The sequence below is a fragment of the Psychroserpens sp. genome (assembly GCF_045105015.1).
GTDB lineage: Bacteria > Bacteroidota > Bacteroidia > Flavobacteriales > Flavobacteriaceae > Psychroserpens.
The window spans coordinates 1-23,169 of sequence record NZ_JBGCCX010000174.1 but is presented as its reverse complement, the minus strand read 5'-3'; the positions used below and the strand labels follow the sequence as shown (position 1 = coordinate 23,169).

21 protein-coding genes, 1 tRNA gene and 1 pseudogene are annotated in these 23,169 nt (G+C 32.1%); 18 read left to right on the top strand and 5 right to left on the bottom strand.

The genetic code is table 11. The annotated features are described in order from the left end of the window. The 15 genes and pseudogenes from AB8B90_RS13415 to AB8B90_RS13345 form a co-directional block, all read left to right on the top strand. Positions 1-120 (top strand): annotated as a pseudogene (locus AB8B90_RS13415) (division/cell wall cluster transcriptional repressor MraZ); the annotation flags it as partial. Continuing rightward, positions 107-1,003, top strand: coding sequence for a 16S rRNA (cytosine(1402)-N(4))-methyltransferase RsmH (gene rsmH / locus AB8B90_RS13410; protein WP_405337845.1), 897 nt, complete (start codon positions 107-109; stop codon positions 1,001-1,003). The pseudogene AB8B90_RS13415 and the gene rsmH, both read left to right, overlap by 14 nt. Then, a complete protein-coding gene (locus tag AB8B90_RS13405; RefSeq protein ID WP_405337842.1) occupies positions 1,000-1,317 on the top strand; it encodes an FtsL-like putative cell division protein in 318 nt (105 codons plus the stop codon). The genes rsmH and AB8B90_RS13405 overlap by 4 nt, the downstream gene beginning before the upstream one ends. Positions 1,318-1,375: 58 nt before the next feature. Beyond that, a complete protein-coding gene (locus AB8B90_RS13400; protein WP_405337848.1) occupies positions 1,376-3,316 on the top strand; it encodes a penicillin-binding protein in 1,941 nt (646 codons plus the stop codon). Beyond that, positions 3,316-4,779, top strand: coding sequence for a UDP-N-acetylmuramoyl-L-alanyl-D-glutamate--2,6-diaminopimelate ligase (locus AB8B90_RS13395; protein ID WP_405337839.1), 1,464 nt, complete (start codon positions 3,316-3,318; stop codon positions 4,777-4,779). Before AB8B90_RS13400 ends, AB8B90_RS13395 begins: the two co-directional genes overlap by 1 nt. Positions 4,780-4,868: 89 nt before the next feature. Continuing rightward, positions 4,869-6,110 (top strand): phospho-N-acetylmuramoyl-pentapeptide-transferase, encoded by a 1,242-nt coding sequence (gene mraY, locus AB8B90_RS13390; RefSeq protein ID WP_405337836.1) that lies wholly within the window; start codon positions 4,869-4,871, stop codon positions 6,108-6,110. Next, positions 6,111-7,442 carry a UDP-N-acetylmuramoyl-L-alanine--D-glutamate ligase gene (gene murD / locus AB8B90_RS13385; RefSeq protein WP_405337833.1) on the top strand — a complete coding sequence of 444 codons (1,332 nt, stop codon included), beginning with the start codon at positions 6,111-6,113 and terminating at the stop codon, positions 7,440-7,442. 10 nt (positions 7,443-7,452) lie between these two features. Beyond that, positions 7,453-8,658, top strand: coding sequence for an FtsW/RodA/SpoVE family cell cycle protein (locus tag AB8B90_RS13380; protein WP_405337830.1), 1,206 nt, complete (start codon positions 7,453-7,455; stop codon positions 8,656-8,658). Then, on the top strand, positions 8,658-9,755 hold the full coding sequence (murG, locus tag AB8B90_RS13375) for an undecaprenyldiphospho-muramoylpentapeptide beta-N-acetylglucosaminyltransferase (protein ID WP_405337827.1): 1,098 nt from the start codon (positions 8,658-8,660) through the stop codon (positions 9,753-9,755). The genes AB8B90_RS13380 and murG overlap by 1 nt, the downstream gene beginning before the upstream one ends. After that, positions 9,752-11,104, top strand: a complete 1,353-nt coding sequence (gene murC, locus AB8B90_RS13370) for a UDP-N-acetylmuramate--L-alanine ligase (RefSeq protein WP_405337824.1) — start codon at positions 9,752-9,754, stop codon at positions 11,102-11,104. Before murG ends, murC begins: the two co-directional genes overlap by 4 nt. Positions 11,105-11,186: 82 nt before the next feature. Then, positions 11,187-11,813: a cell division protein FtsQ/DivIB gene (locus tag AB8B90_RS13365; protein ID WP_405337821.1), complete on the top strand. Its 627-nt coding sequence runs from the start codon at positions 11,187-11,189 to the stop codon at positions 11,811-11,813. A 3-nt stretch (positions 11,814-11,816) separates the two neighbouring features. Then, the gene (ftsA, locus tag AB8B90_RS13360) at positions 11,817-13,151 is read left to right on the top strand and encodes a cell division protein FtsA (protein WP_405337818.1); all 1,335 of its coding nucleotides are present in this window, start codon (positions 11,817-11,819) and stop codon (positions 13,149-13,151) included. Positions 13,152-13,216: 65 nt separating this feature from the next. Further along, the gene (gene ftsZ, locus AB8B90_RS13355; protein WP_405337815.1) at positions 13,217-15,148 is read left to right on the top strand and encodes a cell division protein FtsZ; all 1,932 of its coding nucleotides are present in this window, start codon (positions 13,217-13,219) and stop codon (positions 15,146-15,148) included. A gap of 144 nt (positions 15,149-15,292) precedes the next feature. Continuing rightward, complete coding sequence (locus AB8B90_RS13350) at positions 15,293-15,739, top strand: GatB/YqeY domain-containing protein (RefSeq protein ID WP_405337812.1); 447 nt, start codon at positions 15,293-15,295, stop codon at positions 15,737-15,739. A 13-nt stretch (positions 15,740-15,752) separates the two neighbouring features. After that, positions 15,753-15,826 (top strand) — tRNA-Arg (locus AB8B90_RS13345). A 130-nt stretch (positions 15,827-15,956) separates the two neighbouring features. On the opposite strand, the gene AB8B90_RS13340 is transcribed toward AB8B90_RS13345, so the two are convergent. After that, on the bottom strand, positions 15,957-16,883 hold the full coding sequence (locus tag AB8B90_RS13340; RefSeq protein ID WP_405337809.1) for a LysR family transcriptional regulator: 927 nt from the start codon (positions 16,881-16,883) through the stop codon (positions 15,957-15,959). A 349-nt stretch (positions 16,884-17,232) separates the two neighbouring features. On the opposite strand from AB8B90_RS13340, the gene AB8B90_RS13335 reads away from it, so the two are divergent. From AB8B90_RS13335 to AB8B90_RS13325, 3 genes are all read left to right on the top strand, one after another. After that, complete coding sequence (locus AB8B90_RS13335) at positions 17,233-18,201, top strand: sodium-dependent bicarbonate transport family permease (RefSeq protein ID WP_405337806.1); 969 nt, start codon at positions 17,233-17,235, stop codon at positions 18,199-18,201. Positions 18,202-18,288: 87 nt separating this feature from the next. Further along, positions 18,289-18,588, top strand: a complete 300-nt coding sequence (locus AB8B90_RS13330) for a hypothetical protein (RefSeq protein WP_405337803.1) — start codon at positions 18,289-18,291, stop codon at positions 18,586-18,588. Positions 18,589-18,684: 96 nt separating this feature from the next. After that, positions 18,685-19,557: a zinc-dependent peptidase gene (locus AB8B90_RS13325; protein WP_405337800.1), complete on the top strand. Its 873-nt coding sequence runs from the start codon at positions 18,685-18,687 to the stop codon at positions 19,555-19,557. A gap of 3 nt (positions 19,558-19,560) precedes the next feature. Here AB8B90_RS13325 and AB8B90_RS13320 read toward each other — a convergent pair whose 3' ends face one another. The 4 genes from AB8B90_RS13320 to AB8B90_RS13305 form a co-directional block, all read right to left on the bottom strand. After that, positions 19,561-20,163: a hypothetical protein gene (locus AB8B90_RS13320; protein ID WP_405337797.1), complete on the bottom strand. Its 603-nt coding sequence runs from the start codon at positions 20,161-20,163 to the stop codon at positions 19,561-19,563. 105 nt (positions 20,164-20,268) lie between these two features. Next, positions 20,269-21,228 carry a nucleotidyltransferase family protein gene (locus tag AB8B90_RS13315; protein ID WP_405337794.1) on the bottom strand — a complete coding sequence of 320 codons (960 nt, stop codon included), beginning with the start codon at positions 21,226-21,228 and terminating at the stop codon, positions 20,269-20,271. A gap of 129 nt (positions 21,229-21,357) precedes the next feature. Continuing rightward, the gene (locus AB8B90_RS13310; protein WP_405337791.1) at positions 21,358-22,488 is read right to left on the bottom strand and encodes a hypothetical protein; all 1,131 of its coding nucleotides are present in this window, start codon (positions 22,486-22,488) and stop codon (positions 21,358-21,360) included. A gap of 269 nt (positions 22,489-22,757) precedes the next feature. After that, a partial coding sequence (locus tag AB8B90_RS13305; protein ID WP_405337788.1) for a T9SS type A sorting domain-containing protein occupies positions 22,758-23,169 on the bottom strand: 412 nt, incomplete at its 5' end.

Genomic DNA, 23,169 nt, shown 5'->3' with positions numbered 1-23,169 from the left:
AATATTATTGAGATTTGGGATAAATCGAAATATGAAAAGGCTATTGATGATGCTACAGGTGATTTTGCTGATTTGGCTGAAGAAGTGATGGGACAAGATGATGACGATGGAATATCATAACCCAGTATTACTTAATGAAACTGTTGGAGGTTTAAATATTAAGCCAGACGGAGTTTATGTAGATGTAACATTTGGAGGTGGTGGTCACAGTAAAGAAATTTTAAACCAATTAGGTCCTAACGGAAGGCTGTTTGCTTTCGATCAAGATAAAGACGCACTTTTAAATACAATTGATGATAATCGATTCACATTAATACATGAGAATTTTAGATATGTAAAGAGGTTTTTACGATTTCACGGTGTAAAAGAAGTAGATGGAGTTTTAGCTGATTTTGGTGTATCATCGCATCAGTTTGATGTCGCAGAACGGGGATTTTCAACCCGTTTTGAAGCTGATTTAGATATGAGAATGAATCAAGATGATGCGATTTCAGCATATCATGTTGTTAATGAATACGAAGAAGAGCAAATCAGACAAGTTTTGTTTCAATATGGTGAGTTAAGGCAAGCTCCTGCGATGGCAAAAGTGATTATTGAAGAAAGGAAGCACGATGAAATTAGAACTAGTGATCAGTTAAAAGCTGTTCTCAAAAGGTTTTTAAATCATAAGAAAGAAAACAAGGTGTTGGCTCAAATTTATCAAGCCATAAGAATTGAAGTCAATCAGGAAATAGAAGCTCTAAAGGAGTTTTTGTTACAAACACCGCAAGTATTGGTTAAAGGTGGTCGATTGAGTTTGATTTCATATCACTCTTTAGAAGATCGTTTGGTGAAACGATTTATAAGAAATGGCATGTTTGAAGGAGAGCCTGAACGAGATGTCTTTGGAAATTTTGAAGTCCCCTTAAAGAAAGTAGGGAATTTAATTGTTCCAACTAAAGAAGAAATAGCTTTAAATAATAGGGCTAGGAGCGCAAAGCTCCGTATTGCTGAAAAATTATGAAAAAAAATATTTACAGCATTTTAAGAGGTAAATTTTTAGTTAGTGATGACTCCTTTAAGAATTGGAAAATCATCATTTTCATTTCATTCTTAGCTATTATAATGATTGCTAGTTCACATACAGCGGATCAAAAAGTGTATGAGATAGCAAGGCTTAAAAATGAAGTAAAAGAACTCAGATCAGCATTTGTTGATGGTAGATCGAAATTGATGAGACTTAAAATGGAATCATCAATTATAAAAAAAGTAGCAGATAAAGGAATCGTCATTTCTGAGATTCCACCAAAAAAAATAAAAGTTAAATCACAAGATTGAAGTCGTGGCAACAACCGAAACTAACATATTGAACAGATTGTATTTCATAGCTGGATGTATGTTTGTCTTCGCTTTGGCTGTTGTTTTTAAGTTGTGTACCATTCAGTTTGTGCAAGGTGATAGTTACAGGGCTTTAGCTGAAGAGCGTACTGTTAAGAATCACGAAATTCCAGCGAATAGAGGAAATGTGTATTCTGCTGATGGAAGTCTGTTAGCAACATCTATTCCTAAATATGACATTAGAATTGATGCTATTCAAGCCAAACAAACCACATTTAATAAATACATTAAACCATTAGCAGATTCTTTAGCTAAATATTCAGGTAAATCAGCAAGCTATCATCAAAATTCAATCACTAAGGCAAGATCTAATAAGAATAGATATTTCCTATTAGCTAGAAATATTAGCTATTCCGATTATATCAGGCTGAGAAACTTTCCAATGTTAGAGCTAGGAGCTATTAAAGGCGGACTTATCGTTGAGCAAACTACAAGGCGAGAGCATCCAATGGGTGGTATTGCTGAGCGAACAATTGGTTATGAGAAAATTGATGAAAAAGGGAATGTAACTAGACCTGGAATTGACGGAGCGTTTGGAGTAAAATATTTGAGAGGCGTAAATGGATCGCGTCTGAAACAGAAAATTGGAAATGGTCAATGGAAACCTATTGTTGATTATAATCAAATAGATCCTCAAGATGGCTATGATGTGTATACTACCATAGACGTAAATATTCAGGATATCGCTCATCATTCATTGTTAGGTCAATTAGAAAAGTATGAAGCTGAACATGGTTGTGCGGTAGTGATGGATGTGAAAACTGGCGAGATTAAAGCAATTTCAAATCTCGGAAGAAACACCAATGGAAATTATTATGAACGTTTAAATTATGCTGTTGGAGAAAGTCATGAACCTGGATCTACATTTAAAGTTATGGCTCTAATGGCTGCTTTAGAAGATAAGGTTATTGATACTTCTACTATTGTAAATACCTATAGAGGTACAAAACGTTTTTATGGAAGAACAATCAGTGATTCACGTGGTCATGGAGAAATTTCAGCAGCACGTGCTTTAGAAGTGTCTTCAAACATTGGTTTAGCGACTATAATTGATGAGGCTTATTCTAAAGAGCCTAAAAAATTCATAAACAGATTAAAAGGGTGGAATCTTCACGAACCACTTGGTATTTCAATTATAGGTGAAGGAATTCCAGATATAGCAGAGCCAGGTAAATCAAATTGGAGTCGAAATGCGCTCCCTTCAATGGCTTATGGATATAACTTAGAAATGACACCATTGCAAACATTAACATTTTATAATGCTATTGCAAATAATGGTGAAATGGTAAAGCCTAGATTCATTAAGGCTGTAAAGGAATTTGACAGAGAAATAGAAACTTTTAAGAAAGAAATTATTCATCAGAGAATTTGCTCAGATAAAACTTTAAAAGAAATTCAAGAGATTTTGAAAAATATTGTCATTAGAGGAACAGGTTCTAAAATGTATTCAGAGAATTTTTCAATGGCAGGTAAAACGGGAACAGCAAGAACTGACTATGGTAATTATGAAGAATGGCGAAAAGATAGAAAATACATCTCATCTTTCGCAGGTTATTTTCCGGCTGATAATCCAAAATATTCCTGCATTGTTGTGATTCATAAACCAAGTACTAAGGTTGGGTATTATGGTGCTGATGTTACAGGACCTGTATTCAAAAGAATTGCTCAAAAAATATATACGGAAACACCTTTGATTGATGAAGTGGAATCTTTAGAAGTTGTTAATGCCGAAGCATCTTATGAGGCTTATTACGATGTAGCAAATACATATAAAACTATTATGCCAAATGTTATTGGTTTACCTGCTATGGACGCATTAGCGCTTTTGGAAAATATGGGATTAAAAGTAAAATTACAAGGTGTGGGAGTGGTGAAAAATCAATCGATTACTAAAGGCATAAAAATTAAACCAAATCAGGTTGTTGTTTTAACAAGTTAATGGCAGAATTAAAAGACATATTATACAAGGTTACTATTAATGCTGTGGTAGGAAATACAAGTGTTGGTGTGAATGCTATTCACTTTGATTCTCGACTAGTTTCAAAAGGCGATGTCTTTGTTGCTATAAAAGGAACAACGACTGATGGTCATAACTATATCAATAAGGCTATTGGTTTAGGTGCTACTGCTGTTGTTTGTGAAATCCTTCCTAATGATTTGCAAGACAAAATTACTTATATCGAAGTAGAAAATACAAGTAGCGCATTGGCATATATGTCCTCTAATTTTTACGAAAACCCTTCCAGTAATTTAAGGTTAGTTGGTGTAACTGGAACCAATGGGAAAACTACTGTGACGACTTTATTATATCAATTGTTTAAAAAGGCTGGATATAAGGTAGGTCTATTATCGACTGTAAAAATAATGGTCGACAATAAAGAATATGCGGCCACACATACAACTCCTGATTCATTGACCATTAATAAGTATTTGAAATTAATGAACGATGCAGGAGTAGAATTTTGCTTTATGGAAGTGAGTTCGCATGGTATTCATCAAAAGAGGTCTGAAGGACTCCAATTTGAAGGTGGTGTATTTACAAATTTATCTCATGATCATCTAGATTATCATAATTCGTTTGCTGAGTACAGAGATGTTAAAAAATCATTTTTTGATCACTTGCCAAAACATGCATTTGCTCTTGTAAATATTGATGATAAAAATGGCTTAGTCATGTTGCAAAACACTAAAGCTAAAAAATACAGTTATGCATTAAAAACATATGCAGATTTTAAAGCACAAGTCCTTGAAAATGAATTAAGCGGATTGCTTTTGAAATTAAATGAAAGTGAATTGTGGACTAAACTAATAGGGAGTTTTAATGCGTATAATGTTGCTGCTATTTATGGTACAGCTGAATTATTAGGCCTAGAAAAAGTAGAAATTCTAAGGTTAATTAGCGAACTAGAAAGTGTTAGTGGTCGCTTTCAGTATCTCATTTCAGATGATAAAATCACTGCAATTGTCGATTATGCACATACACCAGATGCACTTAAAAACGTACTGGAAACAATCAATAGTATCCGAACTAAAAACGAGAATTTAATTACTGTTGTTGGTTGTGGAGGAGATCGAGATAAAACCAAGCGTCCTAAAATGGGACATATTGCTTCTGTGATGAGTGATAAGGTCATTTTTACTAGTGATAACCCTAGAAGCGAAACTCCTGAAACAATTATTGAAGACATTGAGAATGGAGTGGAGCCTCAAAATTTTAAGAAAATAATTTCAATTACTGATCGCAAACAAGCTATAAAAACAGCATGTCAGTTAGCAAGTCCAAATGACATCATTTTAATAGCCGGAAAAGGACATGAGACCTATCAAGAAATAAAAGACCAACGTTTTGATTTTGATGATTATCAAATCGTACAAGAATTTTTAAAACAATTACAGAAATGAGCATCCATTTCTTAATCATATTAACAAAAATGTTTGATGGCGAATTACATCTGACCATTAATAACATTATAAAATATCAGATGAAATAAATGTTGTATTACTTATTTGAATATTTAGAACAGCAATTCCAGTTTCCTGGAGCGTCACTTTTTGGGTTTATAACTTTTAGAGCTGCTGTTGCTATTATTCTATCGCTTTTGATTTCTACTATTTTCGGAAAGCGAATCATTCGTTTTCTTCAAGCACAACAGGTTGGTGAAACCATTCGCGATTTAGGATTAGAAGGTCAGGTAGAAAAAGCCGGAACACCTACAATGGGTGGCATTATAATTATTCTAGCAACATTAATTCCAGTACTGTTATTAGCAAAACTCGAAAATATATATATAATCTTACTTATAGTTACTACAGTGTGGATGGGAACTATTGGCTTTATAGATGATTATATCAAAAAATTCAAAAACAATAAAGATGGACTAAAAGGTCGTTTTAAAGTTTTAGGTCAAGTTGGATTAGGATTAATTGTCGGGTTGACCTTGTTTTTTCATCAAGATGTTACGATCAAGGAAAAATTACCAATAGCGCAGCAAAAAGTTTTAATAGCTGAAAATCCTGATATCGCACCTTCAAAATTATTTGATGTTGAAGAAAAATCTACCAAAACCACAATCCCTTTTGTTAAAGGTAATGAGTTTGATTATGCTAATTTAATTACTTGGATAAATCCAGAGTTAGGAAAATATGCTTGGATTATCTTCATTTTAGCATCCATATTTATAATTACCGCTGTGTCTAATGGAGCAAATCTAACCGATGGAATAGATGGATTAGCAGCTGGGACATCAGCAATTATTGTGCTCACACTAGGCATTTTTGCTTGGGTATCCGGTAATATCATTTTCTCAGAATACTTAGATATCATGTATATACCAAGAGTTGAAGAGATTACAATTTACATAGCTGCTTTTGTAGGAGCTCTGATAGGGTTTTTATGGTATAACACATATCCAGCTCAAGTGTTTATGGGAGACACAGGTAGTTTAACTATTGGAGGAATTATAGCTGTTATTGCGATAGCAGTAAGAAAAGAATGGCTTATTCCATTGTTATGCGGAATATTTTTAGCTGAAAATTTATCTGTCGTAATGCAGGTCAGCTGGTTTAAATACACAAGAAAGAAATATGGAGAAGGGAGACGCATATTTAAGATGTCGCCTTTGCATCATCATTATCAAAAATCAGGATACCACGAAAGTAAAATAGTAACACGGTTCTGGATTGTTGGAATCCTATTGGCCATACTCACTATTGTGACATTGAAAATACGATAAATGAAACGAATCGTCATACTAGGAGGAGGAGAAAGTGGAGTTGGTACTGCACTTTTAGCTAAAGACAAAGGGTTTGGGGTGTTTGTTTCAGACAAAGGAATAATAAAAGAAAAGTACAAAGAAGTTCTTATACATAATGAGATTGAATTTGAAGATGGTCAGCATACAGAAGCGAAAATTCTAAATGCAGATGTAATCATGAAAAGTCCTGGCATACCTGATAAAGTCGCTTTAATAAAACAGATTAGAGCACAAGGAATTTCTGTTATTTCTGAAATTGAGTTTGCTTCAAATTTTACTGATGCTACTTTGGTTGCTATTACTGGTAGTAATGGAAAAACAACTACCGCGAGTCTAACACATCATTTATTAAAACATGAGTTAAGTGTAGGATTGGCAGGTAACATTGGCGATAGTTTTGCAAAACAGATTTTGGAAGAAGATTTTCCAAATTATGTACTTGAAGTAAGCAGTTTTCAATTGGATGATATTATAGATTTTAAACCAAAAATTGCGGTTTTACTCAATATTACTCCAGACCATTTAGACCGATATGACTACGTATTTGAAAATTATATCGCTTCAAAATTTAGAATAGTAAAAAATCAAACTAAAGACGACTATTTCATCTATGATGCAGATGATGAAGTTATTGATTCTTGGTTAAAACAACATTCAGTTCAATCGAAATTATTGCCATTTTCTTTAGTAAAAACTATAGAGAATGGAGCGTATGTAGATAAAGATAATATTATAATAACAATAGATAATAATCAGATAATTATGCCAACAGCAAACTTAGCATTAGAGGGAAAACACAATATTAAAAATGCAATGGCTGCCTCAACAGTAGCACACTTATTAAAAATAAGAAAGCAGACCATTCGTGAAAGTTTAGAAAATTTTCAAGGTGTTGAGCATCGTTTAGAACATGTACTAAAAATCAACAAAGTACAATATATCAACGACTCCAAAGCAACAAACGTAAACGCTACTTATTATGCGTTGGAAAGTATGGATGCTCCAACAGTTTGGATTGTAGGAGGAGAGGATAAAGGGAATGATTATAACGAGTTGTTTCAGTTTGTAAATGAAAAAGTAAAAGCAATTATATGTTTAGGAGTTGATAACGAAAAACTCATGAATAATTTTGGGAATATGGTCGATATTATTGTTGAAACTCAGTATATGAGCGAAGCTGTAAAGATTGCCTATAAAATAGCTGAAACTGGAGATAATGTATTATTATCACCTGCTTGTGCTAGTTTTGATTTATTTGAAAATTATGAAGATAGAGGTCGTCAATTTAAAAATTCAGTAAGAAATTTATAATCAATAAAAAGTGCAGGCACTATTTAATAACATAAAAGGGGATCGATTAATTTGGGCAATTGCAGCATTATTAGCAATTTTCTCATTTCTTCCTGTGTATAGTGCTGCGAGTAATTTAGCTTATGTTGGAGGCTCTGGTAATACATTTGGTTTCTTCGTAAAACATTTTATGCATCTCTTTCTTGGATTTGCTATTATGTATGGCGTACACAAAATACCATATCGTTATTTTAGAGGTTTGTCAATGGTAATGGTGCCAATTGTATTGGTGCTGCTTGTTGTAACTATGCTTCAAGGAACAACGATTGATGGTGCTAATGCAAGTCGTTGGATACAGATACCATTTGTAGGAATGTCATTTCAAACATCAACTCTTGCAGCTGTAGTTTTGATGGTATATGTTGCACGTTATCTTTCTAAAATACAAGACAAAAAAGTCACATTTACTGAAACACTTTTGCCGCTTTGGGCTCCTGTGTTTTTTATACTTATTCTAATTCTTCCAGCTAACTTTTCTACTACAGCAATCATGTTTTTAATGGTAATGATGCTGTCATTTATAGGAGGTTATCCTATAAAATACTTGGCTGTCATTATAGGTACAGGAATTGTTGCTTTGTTGCTATTTGTGCTGGTAGCAAAAGCTTTTCCAGACGTTATGCCTAATCGTGTGGATACATGGATGAGTCGAGTTGAAAATTTTGCCAATGGTGAAGATACTGAAGCAGATTATCAAATTGAAAAAGCAAAAATAGCAATTGCATCTGGTGGTATTCAAGGAGTTGGTCCAGGAAAAAGTAGACAAAAGAACTTTTTGCCACAATCGTCTTCCGATTTTATTTTCGCAATTATTATTGAAGAATACGGATTAATAGGAGGTTTATTTTTATTGGTAATGTATTCATGGTTATTATTTAGAATCGTCATTGTATCACAAAAATCGGATACCATTTTTGGAAAATTATTAGTGCTTGGTGTTGGTTTGCCTATTGTATTTCAAGCTCTTATTAATATGGCTGTGGCAGTAGAACTATTTCCAGTAACCGGACAAACACTACCTCTAATTAGTAGTGGAGGAACATCCATTTGGATGACTTGTTTAGCTATTGGAATCATATTAAGTGTGAGTGCAAGACGACAAGAAATTAAAAATAATGAAGACAACGAGGATTCTGATAACGATAATCCTTTAGAAATACTGAGTGAAACAATTTAATGAGTAACTATAAAATCATATTATCTGGAGGTGGAACAGGAGGTCATATTTATCCTGCGATTGCGATTGCAAATGAATTGAAATCTCGTTTCCCTGATGCTGAATTTTTATTCGTTGGTGCTTCCGATCGTATGGAAATGGAAAAAGTACCTCAAGCTGGCTATAAAATTGAAGGCTTATGGATTTCTGGACTTCAGCGAAAGTTGACGTTTAAAAATTTGATGTTTCCTTTTAAACTCATATCAAGTTTATTAAAGTCTCGAAAAATCATAAACACATTTCAACCTAATGTCGCTATTGGTACAGGTGGATTTGCAAGTGGACCATTATTAAAAGTGGCTTCTTCAAAAGGGATTCCTAGTTTAATTCAAGAGCAAAATTCTTATCCAGGAATTACAAATAAGCTATTGAGCAAAAAAGCAAATACCATTTGTGTGGCTTATGAAGGTTTAGAAACGTTTTTTCCGAAGGATAAAATGGTACTAACTGGTAATCCAATACGAAAGGATTTGTTAGATGTTGAGCACAAACACATTCAAGGAAAGGATGCGTTTACCTTAATACATAGTAAACATACGCTGCTGATTTTAGGTGGAAGTTTAGGTGCAAGACGAATTAATGAATTAATCGAGAGTAAACTCGACTTCTTTGCATCTCTAAATGTACAATTGATATGGCAATGTGGTAAACTGTACTACCAACAATACAAAGAATATAATAAAAGAGATAATGTGCAAGTACATGCTTTTTTAAACAATATGGATATGGCCTATGCAGCAGCTGATATTATTATCTCTAGAGCTGGAGCAAGTTCCGTGTCCGAACTATGTGTTGTAGGTAAACCAGTGATATTTATTCCGTCGCCTAATGTTGCGGAAGATCATCAAACTAAAAATGCAAAGGCAATTACAGATAAAAAAGCAGCAGTTTTAGTTAAAGAAAAGGATTTAGAATCTCAGTTTGAAAATGAGTTTTCAGAGTTATTAAAGTCGAATGATAAAAGAGAAAATTTAAGTAAGAATATAAAAGGCTTAGCATTAGCTAATGCAACAAAGACTATAGCAGATGAAGTTGAAAAGTTATTAAATAGTAAATGAATTTAAATCGTATAAATAGCGTTTATTTTATTGGAATCGGAGGCATCGGAATGAGTGCCTTAGCTCGTTATTTTGTTGCAAAAGGATTAACTGTTGGTGGTTATGATAAAACACAAACTGAGATTACGAATGCTTTAGAAGATTTAAATGTTTCAATTCATTTTGAGGACGATATTGATGCTATTCAAGATGTTTTCTTAAATAAAGAAGATTCACTAATTGTATATACACCTGCAATTCCTGAAAGTCATAAGGAGTTAACTTATTTTCAGTCTAAAGGATTTAATGTTTTAAAGCGTTCTGCTGTTTTAGGAGAAATTACAAGACAAACCTTTTGTATGGCTGTGGCTGGAACTCATGGCAAAACAACTACTACAAGTATTCTTGGGCATTTACTTAATGAATGTGATTTAGAAGTGACAGCGTTTTTAGGTGGAATTAGTGAAAACTATAATTCAAACCTAATTTTAAACGGAACAGATATCACTGTTGTTGAAGCAGATGAATTTGATCGCTCGTTTTTAACCTTGTCACCAGATTACGCATGTATTACATCAATGGATGCTGATCACTTAGATATTTATGGAGAAGCTTCAGAGTTGATAAAATCCTTCGAAGATTTTTCAGATAAAATTAAACCCAACGGAAAACTGTTCGTTAAAAACGGATTGCCAATTAAAGGAATTACTTACGGCATCGAAGACAATTCGGATTATTCCGCTCAAAACATAAAAATAATAAATGGTAGCTATGTGTTTGATGTGAAAACACCAAATGCGCTACTCGAAGATTTTAAATTTAGCCTACCTGGTAGACACAATCTGTCGAATGCTTTAATTGCCTTGGCGATGTCTGTAGAATACGGAATCCCTAAACCGCAGCTCGCCAAAGCTTTAGCATCCTACAAAGGTGTAAAACGTAGATTTACTTATCAGATTAAAAGCGAAGATTTAGTGTTTATCGACGATTATGCACATCATCCAGAAGAGATAAATGCGGTACATCAAGCTGTTAGAGAAATGTATCCAGACAAAAAAGTACTGGCTATTTTTCAACCACACCTTTTTAGTAGAACAAAAGATTTTGTTGATGAATTTGCAGAAAGCTTGTCACGTTTTGATGAGGTTATTTTACTTGATATTTATCCTGCAAGAGAAGTGCCGATTGAAGGCGTAAATTCTGAATGGTTATTAAGTAAAATTGAAAATAAGAATAAAAGATTAGTTCAAAAATCTGAGCTAATCCAAAGTGTTAAGTCATCTTCTGCTACAATAGTTTTAACTATTGGCGCAGGTGATATTGGCGAAGAAGTAAAACATATTAAAAAAGCACTAAGTATTGCGAGTTAATTATAATTACATAAAGATCTTTTTACTAGTGCTATTAGTAGGCTTTTTATTCGTGTTTTCTTCGTTTAGAAATTCTGAAAGAATGGTTGGTAAACCTACGATTCAGTTTATAGGTGATGATAATCTATTTGTAACACAAGCGACTGTTAGTAAATTGTTAATACAAAATCAAGAGAGTGTTACAAACAAGCCTAAAGATATTATAGATTTGAACGCGTTGGAGATTGCCCTAAACTCCAATCCAATGATTAAGCAAGCACAAGTGTTTATGGCTATTGATGGCTCTATCACTGCTAATATTGAACAGAAAAAACCTATAGCTAGAGTTAGCACAAATGCATCTTATTACATTGATGATGAAGGTTCCTACATGCCTTTATCAACAAATTTTACTGCACGAGTGCCATTAGTGACTGGAGCAATTGAAAAAAATAACTTGTCAAATGTATTTGCAATGGCAAAAAAAGTCAGAGCAGATCAGTTTTTAAAAAACCAGGTTGTTGAGATTCATCAAAATGAAGATCAAACAATCGATTTGAGATTACGTGATACAGATTTTAAAGTTCATTTAGGACATTTAAAATTGTTAAATAAAAAGATCAATAACCTCAAGGCGTTTTATTTAAAAGCAAAAAAAGACAAGGTATTAGATAGTTATAGTGTTGTTAATTTAAAGTTTGATAAGCAAGTTATTTGCACCAAAAAATAAGTAATGGAAAACAATAAAATTTCAGTAGGATTAGATATCGGAACCACAAAAATTGTGGCAATGATAGGTCGTAAGAATGAGTACGGAAAAGCAGAAATTTTGGGTATTGGTAAATCTAAAAGCTTAGGTGTACACAGAGGTGTTGTAAATAATATTACACAAACGATTCAGTCTATTCAACAAGCAGTTCAAGAAGCTGAAGCTGAAGCAGGATTGAAAATTGAAGATGTTACTGTGGGTATTGCTGGTCAGCATATTAGAAGCTTACAGCATAGTGATTATATCACTAGAGCTAATTCTGAAGTTGTTATAGATGAAGAAGATATTGATCGACTTATCAATCAAGTACATAAGTTGGTGATGCTGCCTGGAGAAGAAATTATTCATGTGTTACCACAGGAATATAAAATTGATGGACAAGCTGAAATTAAGGAGCCTATCGGTATGTATGGAGGACGCTTAGAAGCTAACTTTCATGTGGTTGTAGGGCAAGTGTCATCCATAAGAAATATTGGTCGCTGTGTAAAAAGTTCTGGTTTAGAATTAGAAGGAATTACACTTGAGCCATTGGCTTCAGCAAATGCAGTATTGAGTCAGGAAGAAAAGGAAGCCGGAGTTGCTTTAATTGATATAGGAGGAGGAACAACAGATTTAGCTGTTTTTAAAGATGGAATTATTAGACACACAGCTGTTATTCCTTTTGGAGGGAATGTGGTAACAGAAGACATAAAAGAAGGTTGTTCAATCATAGAAAAGCAAGCAGAGTTATTGAAAATAAAATTTGGTTCAGCCTGGCCAGGAGAAAACAAAGACAATGAAATTGTGTCAATTCCTGGATTAAGAGGACGAGAACCAAAAGAGATCACATTAAAAAACCTATCTAAAATCATTCACGCGAGAGTCGTTGAAATCGTGGAGCAGGTTTATGTGGAGATTAAAAATTATGGTCACGAAGAACAAAAGAAGAAATTAATTGCTGGTATTGTTTTAACAGGTGGAGGAAGCCAATTAAAGCACTTAAAGCAATTGGTAGAATACATCACTGGTATGGATACAAGAATTGGTTATCCAAATGAGCATTTGGCTGGAGATAGTGATGATGATATCGCTAGTCCATTATTTGCAACAGCAGTTGGTTTAGTGATGGATGGTTTAAAACGTCAAGAACGTAAGCGCGTAGAGAAAGAAGTTGAGGAAATGGAGCTTGCACTAGAAGAACATTCAGAAGAACATGTTCCTCAAGATGAAGAACGCATTCAACAACCAAAAAAAGAACGTAAATCGTTCTTAGATAAATTAACTGAGCGTGTCAAAGATTTTCTTGATAATGCTGAGTAAAGAAAGAATTAAATCTATTGAATAAAATATAATTAAGTACAAAACAACCAGTAAAATAACTATTTATGAGCAACAACATTGAATTAGGCGATATTGCATTCGATTTGCCAAAAAACCAATCAAACGTCATCAAAGTGATTGGAGTTGGTGGAGGTGGAAGTAATGCCATTAATCACATGTTTCAACAAGGGATTAAAGGTGTTGACTTCGTGATATGTAATACAGATGCCCAAGCACTGCAAAATAGTGGTGTCCCAAACAAAATCCAATTAGGAGTTAACTTAACCGAAGGGTTAGGAGCAGGAGCAAATCCTGAAGTAGGAGAACAAGCAGCCGTTGAAAGTCTTGAAGATTTAAGACGTATGTTAGGAACTAATACAAAAATGGTATTCATCACAGCTGGAATGGGTGGAGGTACAGGAACTGGAGCTGCACCTATCATCGCCAAACTTTCAAAAGAGATGGATATTTTAACTGTTGGTATTGTAACAATGCCATTTCAGTTTGAAGGTAAAACAAGAAATGAACAGGCCCAAAAAGGTATTGAAACCCTTAGAAGTCATGTAGATTCTCTTGTGGTTATTAACAATAATAAATTGCGAGAAGTTTATGGTAATTTAGGATTTAAAGCTGGATTCTCTAAAGCAGATGAAGTGCTTTCTACTGCCTCTCGAGGTATAGCCGAAGTCATTACGCATCATTATACACAAAACATCGATTTACGTGACGCTAAAACGGTTTTAAGTAATAGTGGTACAGCTATAATGGGCTCATCTACCTCTTCAGGTAAAACTAGAGCTCAAGATGCTATTATGAAAGCCTTAGATTCACCGTTGTTAAATGATAATAAAATTACTGGAGCTAAAAACGTATTGTTGCTAATCGTTTCTGGTTCTCAGGAAATTACTATAGATGAAATAGGAGAGATTAATGATCATATTCAAAATGAAGCTGGTCATGGTGCAAATATTATTATGGGTGTTGGTGAAGATGAATCATTAGAAGAGTCTATATCTGTGACTATTATTGCTACTGGTTTTGATTTAGATCAACAACATGAGATTTCTAATACTGAGCAGAAAAAAGTAGTACACGCTTTAGAAGATGAAAGAAATGATGAAGTACACGTTAAAGAAAGTGATCCTGCTATAATCACACCAGATATTGTTCTTGAAGCTGAGACACCTAAAGTTGTGGTTCATACCCTTACTGAAGAGGATGATTTTGGTGATGTCGTTGAAGAAATTGAAACCGATTTAATTGCTACTACAGAAATAATCAAAAATATAAATGTAGTTTATGATGAAGTTTTAGATCATAAAATTCAGGAAGAGGATTTCATTATTACACCTGTTCAAGAAGTACAAGAAGATCTTGTTCAAACTGAAACTGAAGAAGAGCAAATAACATTAACATTTGATTTACCATTATCTTTCGGAAATGAAGAACAAGAAGTAGAAGCTCCTTCTATTCAAGAGAAAACAGTTTTCGAACTCGATGATGAAGAAGTAAAAGATTTAAATGTAACTGATCATATTGAGGTTGTTCCTGTAACTGAAGCAAATGCGGAAGGTGAAACACGTTATGCACTTGATGATTTTATGACCTATGAGTCTTCAATAAATAATGAGATTAAAACGAAGGTGCAACCAGAAGTTGAAGAAGAGATTGTATTTGAAAAAAAGACCATTGAATCTGAGGTTTTAGAAGGGGAAGTGAAAGAAGAAATCGATCCTATGAATAGCCCGATTTCAGAATTACTAAAGGAAAGAGCTGACGAACGCAGACGTAAGATGAAAGATTTCAATTACAAATTCAATACAGCTAAAATTGACGATATTGAAAAAGAACCTGCATATAAAAGACAAGGTGTGAATTTGGAAGAATCTCAGCATTCTTCAGATACCAAAGCTTCAAGAACTTCAGTTACCACTGATGATAACGATGATATTCAATTAAGAAGCAACAATTCATTTTTACACGACAACGTAGATTAATAGCAAATTTAGTTTAGTGTATCACACTTTGTTAAACCCGAAAAGTTGAGATAAACTTTTCGGGTTTTTTATGCTTTATTATGATTTACAGAATTATAAGATTTAGTTTTTACTATCTTCGCAATCTAAATTAAATATGTTATTATGAGTTTGCAAAATGATATAATGTCTGCTATGAAAGCAGCGATGAAAGATAAAGATCAAGTTGCTTTGGCAGCATTAAGAGCAGTAAAATCTGAGTTGTTGTTAGCTCAAACTTCTGGGTCAGGAGAATCAATTTCTGAGGAACAGGAAATTAAAATTTTATCAAAACTAGTAAAACAACGAAAAGATAGTGCAACAATTTTTTCTGAGCAGAATCGTAATGATTTAGCTGAACCTGAATTGGCTCAGGCTGAAGTGATTTCTAAGTTTTTACCAGCACAATTAAGTGAATCTGAAATAGAAAAAATTGTAGTGGAAACTATTGAGAAAGTAGGAGCAGAGGGTATGAAAGATATGGGTAAAGTGATGGGAATGGTAAATAAACAATTAGCTGGTCAAGCAGATGGCAAAACAATTTCCACAATTGTTAAAACCAAATTATCGTAAACATATTAAACTTGGCCTCGTAGTTCAACTGGATAGAATATCAGATTTCGGCTCTGAGGGTTGGAGGTTCGAATCCTCTCGAGGTCACAAATAAATATTAAAAATAAAAAATGCCAAGTTTGCTTGAGCATTTTTTTGTTTTTAGTATTTTCAAAGCGGAGCATTAGAGAAACAGTTACTAAAGGTGCTAATCTCTAACTTAATTAATTGACTTACTTTAGTCAAGCTTATTAAACCAATCAAAGTGACTTTCCATAATTTGTGATTTATTATCATTGATATGGTCTACAAAATGTTTAGCAATTGACGATAAGTTTTTGGAACTCAACCAAATTAAATTCCAATTTGTTTTTAAAGGAAGACCTTTCATTGGTATGATCTGTAAATCACCGTTATTAAGCTCATTTTTAATCCCAATGAGAGGCATGATAGAAAATCCTAAACCAGCAATTACAGCTTGTTTTAAGGCTTCATTTGATTTCAATTCCATCTTCTTATAAGTCGATATTTTTTGAGATGCAATGAAATGTTCCATTTGATTTCGTGTTGCCGAACCTTGTTCTCTATAAATAAGTGGTAGTTTTTCAAAAATTGCTTTGGATATGTTTTTACCTGTAGGCTTAAATTGTTTTCCGCCAACGAGATAAAGCTTATTTTCCATAAGCTTAATGTTATTTATTTTTAACTGTTTTGGAATAACTGATACCATAGCAAAATCTACTAAATTCTGCTCTAATGATTTTACAACTTCAGCTTTGTTTGTTACATCCATACTTAGCTCTACGCCTTTATGTTTATTCATAAATCCTGTGAGAAAATATGGAACTACATACTTGGCAGTTGATACAATAGCAATTTTTAGTTTTCCGGATAATTCACCTTTAAATGACAATGCTCTATAATTAATGGCAGTAATTTCATTTAATATTTTTTCAGCAGCAATTGCAATTTCTTCACCGAATTCTGTAATATATATTTTGCGTCCGACAACTTCAAAAAGTGGTATATCAAATTGATCTTGAAATTTTTTTAATTGAATTGAAACTGCAGGTTGAGTCAAGTATAACTCTTCTGAAGCCTTTGTAACACTCTTTAAGCGAGAAACTTTTAGGAATATTTCTAATTGATGTAAAGTATAATGCATAAATATAATTAATATATAACATAATAAATATAAATAAAAATATATGAAAATTACATATAATATTTGCAAAAAATAAAATTAAAAACAATGAGTGATTTAACATTAAAAAAAGAAAGTACACACAAAGTAGGAAAAGTAATTCTTAAAAATTCTACTAAGAAAAGACAACTAGTTTTTATTAAACCATTTCTTATGTTAATGGTGTTAATTACGTTTATTATACTCTCATTAGAAAATGATAGTTTATTTCTAAAAGAAATACTAGTATCTGGTGGCATCTTGTTTCTGGTTTTTATAATTCATTTAATATCCAAGACTGAGCCAAGTCGCAATTATTAGAAATAGTATAATGGATTTACATTTACTCATAGATAATCTTACTAATCCAGCATTGTTATTCTTTTTTTTAGGAGTAATTGCAGTGCAAATAAAGAGTGATTTAAGTATACCAGAGAATTCTTCTAAGTTTATCTCATTTTATCTTTTATTATCAATTGGTTTTAAGGGAGGTCAAGAATTAGCGCATAGTGAGTTTAATCTCGAAATTCTTTGGGCTTTGTTGTTTGGTATAGCACTAGCTTTGTTAGTACCAATATATACTTATTTTATTCTTCGTAGAAAGTTTAATGTTGAAAATGCTGGCGCTATTGCTGCAGCATATGGCTCAGTTAGTGCAGTCACATTTGTAACAACAATCTCATTTTTAGAGCTAGAAAATATTCCTTTTAGTGGTCACATGGTTGCTGTAATGGCACTTATGGAAGCGCCTTCAATTATGGTAGGTTTACTTCTTATGATGTATTATAAAAAGAAGAATAAAGAAAAGGATCAAGTACCTATAAAGAAAGTTTTGCATCATGCACTTACTAATGGAAGTGTTTTACTTATTATAGGTAGTTTAATTATTGGTCTATTAGCAAGTGAAGCTCAGGCGGAAGGGATTAAACCGTTTACAACTGATATTTTCAAAGGTTTCCTTGCTGTTTTTCTTTTAGATATGGGAATTGTGAGTGGAAGAAAACTATCAGATTTTATCAAAAAGGGTTGGTTTGCTTTAGTATTTGCCATTATTATTCCAGTAATAAATGGAAGTTTAGTTGCTGTGATTAGTGGTGTACTTACTACTAGTAACGGTAATAGACTCTTATTTGCTATTCTTGCAGCTAGTGCGTCTTATATTGCTGTTCCAGCAGCGATGAAGATAGCCGCTCCTAAAGCAAATCCGAGTTTGTATATTCCTATGGCTTTAGCAATTACTTTCCCTTTTAATATCACATTCGGGATGCCGCTATACTTGTGTATTATCAACTTGTCATAAAAAATATTTATGAAAAACATAAAATATATAAATAAAAATATATAAAATAATAATCTCAACTTTGTACAATATTAAAATAACTTATTTATGGAAACTTTAGAAAAAATAAAGAAAAAGCAAAAAATAAATTTAATTGAAGGTTGCTATTCAGCTAATGAAGCTTCAGATATAATTAACTCTGTGTTAAACGTCAAAATCAACTTTCATAAATTGCAAAGACTATCTATTACAGAAGGAAATGAAAATGATAAATGTGAAATGGATAATGGTAGAATTAAAGAATTAATGAATGAAAAAGAAATCGCAAAATCGTTTTTTGAACATGCGAGGCTTCAGGGTAAAAAGTTAAAAATGACAAGTACTATTCAGATTGAAATTTTAGATTAATTTTTTTTCTTTATCTAATAGTCATTAATGCTACTCAAGTATAAAAATAGAAACCCTATTTTGTACTTGAGTTTCTATTTTTAGTATATTTAGATAATGATTCTAATTATAATTCAACAAGATAATTTGTCCCAAGACGCAGAATTTATTGTTGATGTTGTTTCTTCTTTTGTTATTTTCATTGGCGTTTTTTTTATTCTATGGAGATTGTTCTATTTTATCGAAATGATGTACATACGTTATTTTAATAAACGCTTATTTTTTAATCATTTGTACATCAATAAAAATGAACTTACAAATGAAGAGAAATCTATATTGAGTCAAACTATCAGATTTTATGATCAATTATCAATTAAACATAAAACATATTTTGAACACCGAGTTTATAAAACTATTAATCGTATTGAGTTTATAGGCAAACAGCTAGAAGTAAGTAGCGAGATGAAATTAATTGTTTCAGGCACATTAGTAAAACTTACTTTTGGTTTAAGGGACTATAAAATTGATTCAGTAGAACGTATCCTTATTTATCCTGAAGCGTTTTATTCAACCACAAACAAAGCGTATCATAAAGGAGAGTTTAATTTAGGATATAAAGCTTTAGTATTATCTTGGAAAGATGTTCTCCATGGCTACCAAGTTGAAGATGATAATCTAAATCTAGCTGTTCATGAGTTTATACATGCTATACATTTTTATTATATGAGTGTAAGGAAACGAAACACTAGTGCTGCAATATTTGTAGACTCGTTTTATGAACTTACTCAGGATTTAGACCAGAATAGTTTATTAAAAGAGAGATTGATAAGCTCAAGATATCTAAGAGACTATGCTTTTACCAATCAATTTGAATTCTTAGCAGTTATTATAGAAACTTTTATAGAGACACCACAAGAATTTGAGTCTCAGTTCCCAGAGATTTATAAAAAAGTAAAAAGTATGCTTAATTTTAACTTTGCAGGCTATTAATGTTTACAGTTTGAAAACTGCCTGAACAACATATTGAAAGTGGTTATTGTCGAACTGTCTGTCTTTAGCATTAACAGCAAATTTACCAATACCTTGAATTCTAATTCCAATTTTTTCAGAAATCCATACAGTTCCTCCTAAAGCAAGGTTACCTGATGAGTTAAGTTCATTTACAGAAAAGACACCAAAGCCAGCTCCAGCATATAAATCTAACCATTCTAAAGTAAATAATGCATCAGAAAAGTAGTACTTTATATAAGTGTTAGTTGAAATATAAAAATAGTCTTCTTTTAATGAACCACCATCGATTTCATTTTTAACCTCATATCCATTCAAGGTTAAATCTTGCTCAATTGCAAAATACTTTGACCATTTGTGCTCAACAGCTAATGCTAAAGGGTTTCTAAATTGAAATTCGTCTAAACGTGCAAAAGGTTGCCTAGTGCCTAAACTACCAACAGCATTAACACCAACGCTAATTTTCCATGGACTATCGATATAGTCTGACTCTGAAGAAGTATCGTACTCAGTATCTGAAGTTGTTTGCGATTGACCACTAAATGTTACTAATGATACTAAGAATAAAAATAAAACTAAATTTCTCATAGTTTAAAAATAAATTGACCCAAATATATGCTTTAAGCTCTAATTTACAAAGAAACTATAAACATATTACATTTAAAAGTAATGACTTGAGATTTTTTTAGTTATTTAAAATCCTAAAATTCTCTTGTAATCTTTAAATAATTCGCTTCTATAGTTTTTGTTTTTAAAAAACAACCATATTCTGCTAGTCAAAACTAGTTTTAAAAATTGAATTTTCTCTAAAAAGTAATCAACGATCTTTCTTAATGTTGGATATTTTAATTTTAAAATAAATAAATAGTTTAGTAGTGGTTTAGATTTAAAATTATGTAAATCATTGAAGAAAATTTTAGCTATAGAAAAATAGTTTTTGAAGTAAGCAGGCTTAAATGTGTTATCAAAATTAAAATCATAAGTTTTTTTCAAAGTAATTAAATCATATATAGATTTAAAACTAATTCTACTATAAACAAAGCCAGAATCGTTTGCTTGAAAATTTAGTATGGAGTGATATATTAGATGTTTATTTGATGGTACATAAATACCCTCAATGCATTCTTTATCCTGTAACACAATTTCTGTATCAAGAATTCCTTTATACGAATTTAGTAACACCTTCTTATGTACTTCAACAGCTGCTAAATTAGATTTTGATTGAAGTCTAGGTAAGTGTTTATGATTAAAATACCTAGCTCCAATTCCTTGTGCTGTTCCAGTATATTCATAGTCTAATAGTAGTTGATAAGCATCTTTCAGTTGAACTTCATCAACCAGAACATCTATATCGCCTAACATTCTTTCCCCTAAATCTTGATAATGATTTTTAACTAATAGGGCACTGCCTTTTAGAAATACATGATTAATTTTATTATTGGTAAAAATATCTGATATCGCTCTAATTTCTTTTAAAAGCGTACGATTCCGATTTTTGTTAATATTTGTAATCTCACCCAAGTATAATTCCAGATCCTCTGGAAGGTGTTTTAATAATTCTTTTTGTTTTAATCTACAATAACAAGTTGTTAAAACAAGGTAATCACTTGCTACATATACAAATTGTTCCCAATCGATTTCTTTAGAAATCATTTTCGATTGTAGACTATCAATTGAATTTTCAAAACTCAATATATCTGCTATTAGGTGCAGTGTATATTTATATGAATTTTTTTTTGAAGACAAAGGTTTCTTTTAAGTACTTAAAAATAAGTAAAACTTCTAAGATTCTTCAAAGAGGTTTTCAAATTTTGTAATTGCAAAATTATTATTGCTGTAGTTTAATTCGTAACATTTAATGTTTTTGAACCAATTTATGAATTTTAAAGCATGTTCTTCTTTCGGTGAAATCCAAGAATCTGGTATTAATGTTTCCAAAATTTTCTCTGATGTTACAAGGTTTAGACTGTCTTCTTTTAAAGAATTGTATTTAACATGTACAATTTTCGTGCATGGAAAGTTAGACATCTGACTTTCGTAATCTAATAGGGGAGGAACATATTTTATGTTCACCTTTTTTGGTCCGTTGGTATGGGTTTTTAGTAAATCAATATGTTTTAAATATGGTTTTAATGCTTCAAAAGCTCCTTTTTTTATTGACGTAGCAGCAGGATAGCGATAAAGATGTAGGTTTTTTTTGTACAGTGGAGTAAAATCGTCACAAAGGATGTCATATCCATGTGCCATTAATAAAACGGATAAGGTACTTTTTCCATTACCTGAGTCTCCAACAATCATAATAGATTCCTTTCCATTGGATATGGTTGAAGCGTGAAATGTAGCTACCCAGTCATCAATATTTGTATCATGTATTGTATTGGTGAGTTCTAAAGCGAATTTACCTTGAAGAAAATGGAATGAATGAGTTTTATAACTTCCAACATGCTTTCCATTTTTATGAAGGTGTAAATCATCATTGGTTCTAAAAACATCGAATATCGTATTGTAATCCGAAGTGTTTTCTATCAAATGATGAGACATTTGAGGATGAATTAGTCCCTTAATAATTTCAGATTCATAACGAATACATACAACCTTATCATCAAACTTGTAGGTGTGTTCTATGTAATTTGAAGGAGCAACAGATACACTATTAGTATCTGATTCTTGATCTGTTTTGACATTTACATCTTTTATAAAAAGAGTAATATTTTCAAAAATAGCAATTGCTTCGTTCTCTTCTAAATTAAAGTTTTGTTGTATATAAACAACAAATGAATCCCGACTTTCATCGGGATTCATATATAGTTTTATAAATTCACTATTTACTTTTGAAGTAACAACATATCTGTTTGAATTTTCAAACCAAAGTAGTACTGTGTTTTCATCAATATTATGAATTAACTTTGGCAACAGATTTGTTTTCAAATCAAATAATAATAGTTTTTAATCGAAAGGATTTCCTCCTGGATCAGGTGGAGAAGAAGCTTGCGCTTGTTTAGGGTTTAAGATAACAAACGTTCCGATAGCTGTTAAAGCCGCGTACTTGCTCATTTTCTTGATTGCCTCCTTACGAGTAATCTGGTTTTCTGAATTTGTATTTTTCATATTATTGTGATATAAAGGTCAAAAATAATAAAATTTATTAAATGTCATTAATTTTTGACCTTTATTTTTAAAAATTAGTCTATTATCACTTTCTTAGTTCTTTCCTGATCATTACTTTGAACAGTTACAACGTATACACCAGAGTTAATGTTTGCTACATCAATTCTGTTTTGTAAACTAGAGTTATCAAGTTCAGTACTTAGTACTAATCGTCCTTGAATATCATATAAGTTTAATAAAGTAACATTGTCAGACAATTGTCCGCTTACTACTAATTCTTTAGAAGCTTTCAAGCTGAAGATATCTAATAACTCAAGACTGTTCTCGATAGTTGATAACTCACTGTTAGAAGTTCTAAGGTAGAAACGTCCAGTTCCAGATAAATCAGAAGTAGGAGTCATAATGTAATCTGTATCATTTAATAAAGTTACAGTATTAGCCACTACATCTTCAAGATATACATTAACAGATGCTGGTATGTTCATA

Coding starts and splice junctions, on each gene's coding strand:
- rsmH (WP_405337845.1), top strand. CDS start 107: ATGGAATATCATAACCCAGTATTACTTAATGAAACTGTTGGAGGTTTA.
- AB8B90_RS13405 (WP_405337842.1), top strand. CDS start 1,000: ATGAAAAAAAATATTTACAGCATTTTAAGAGGTAAATTTTTAGTTAGT.
- AB8B90_RS13400 (WP_405337848.1), top strand. CDS start 1,376: ATGTTTGTCTTCGCTTTGGCTGTTGTTTTTAAGTTGTGTACCATTCAG.
- AB8B90_RS13395 (WP_405337839.1), top strand. CDS start 3,316: ATGGCAGAATTAAAAGACATATTATACAAGGTTACTATTAATGCTGTG.
- mraY (WP_405337836.1), top strand. CDS start 4,869: ATGTTGTATTACTTATTTGAATATTTAGAACAGCAATTCCAGTTTCCT.
- murD (WP_405337833.1), top strand. CDS start 6,111: ATGAAACGAATCGTCATACTAGGAGGAGGAGAAAGTGGAGTTGGTACT.
- murG (WP_405337827.1), top strand. CDS start 8,658: ATGAGTAACTATAAAATCATATTATCTGGAGGTGGAACAGGAGGTCAT.
- murC (WP_405337824.1), top strand. CDS start 9,752: ATGAATTTAAATCGTATAAATAGCGTTTATTTTATTGGAATCGGAGGC.
- AB8B90_RS13365 (WP_405337821.1), top strand. CDS start 11,187: ATGGTTGGTAAACCTACGATTCAGTTTATAGGTGATGATAATCTATTT.
- ftsA (WP_405337818.1), top strand. CDS start 11,817: ATGGAAAACAATAAAATTTCAGTAGGATTAGATATCGGAACCACAAAA.
- ftsZ (WP_405337815.1), top strand. CDS start 13,217: ATGAGCAACAACATTGAATTAGGCGATATTGCATTCGATTTGCCAAAA.
- AB8B90_RS13350 (WP_405337812.1), top strand. CDS start 15,293: ATGAGTTTGCAAAATGATATAATGTCTGCTATGAAAGCAGCGATGAAA.
- AB8B90_RS13340 (WP_405337809.1), bottom strand. CDS start 16,883: ATGCATTATACTTTACATCAATTAGAAATATTCCTAAAAGTTTCTCGC.
- AB8B90_RS13335 (WP_405337806.1), top strand. CDS start 17,233: ATGGATTTACATTTACTCATAGATAATCTTACTAATCCAGCATTGTTA.
- AB8B90_RS13330 (WP_405337803.1), top strand. CDS start 18,289: ATGGAAACTTTAGAAAAAATAAAGAAAAAGCAAAAAATAAATTTAATT.
- AB8B90_RS13325 (WP_405337800.1), top strand. CDS start 18,685: ATGATTCTAATTATAATTCAACAAGATAATTTGTCCCAAGACGCAGAA.
- AB8B90_RS13320 (WP_405337797.1), bottom strand. CDS start 20,163: ATGAGAAATTTAGTTTTATTTTTATTCTTAGTATCATTAGTAACATTT.
- AB8B90_RS13315 (WP_405337794.1), bottom strand. CDS start 21,228: ATGATTTCTAAAGAAATCGATTGGGAACAATTTGTATATGTAGCAAGT.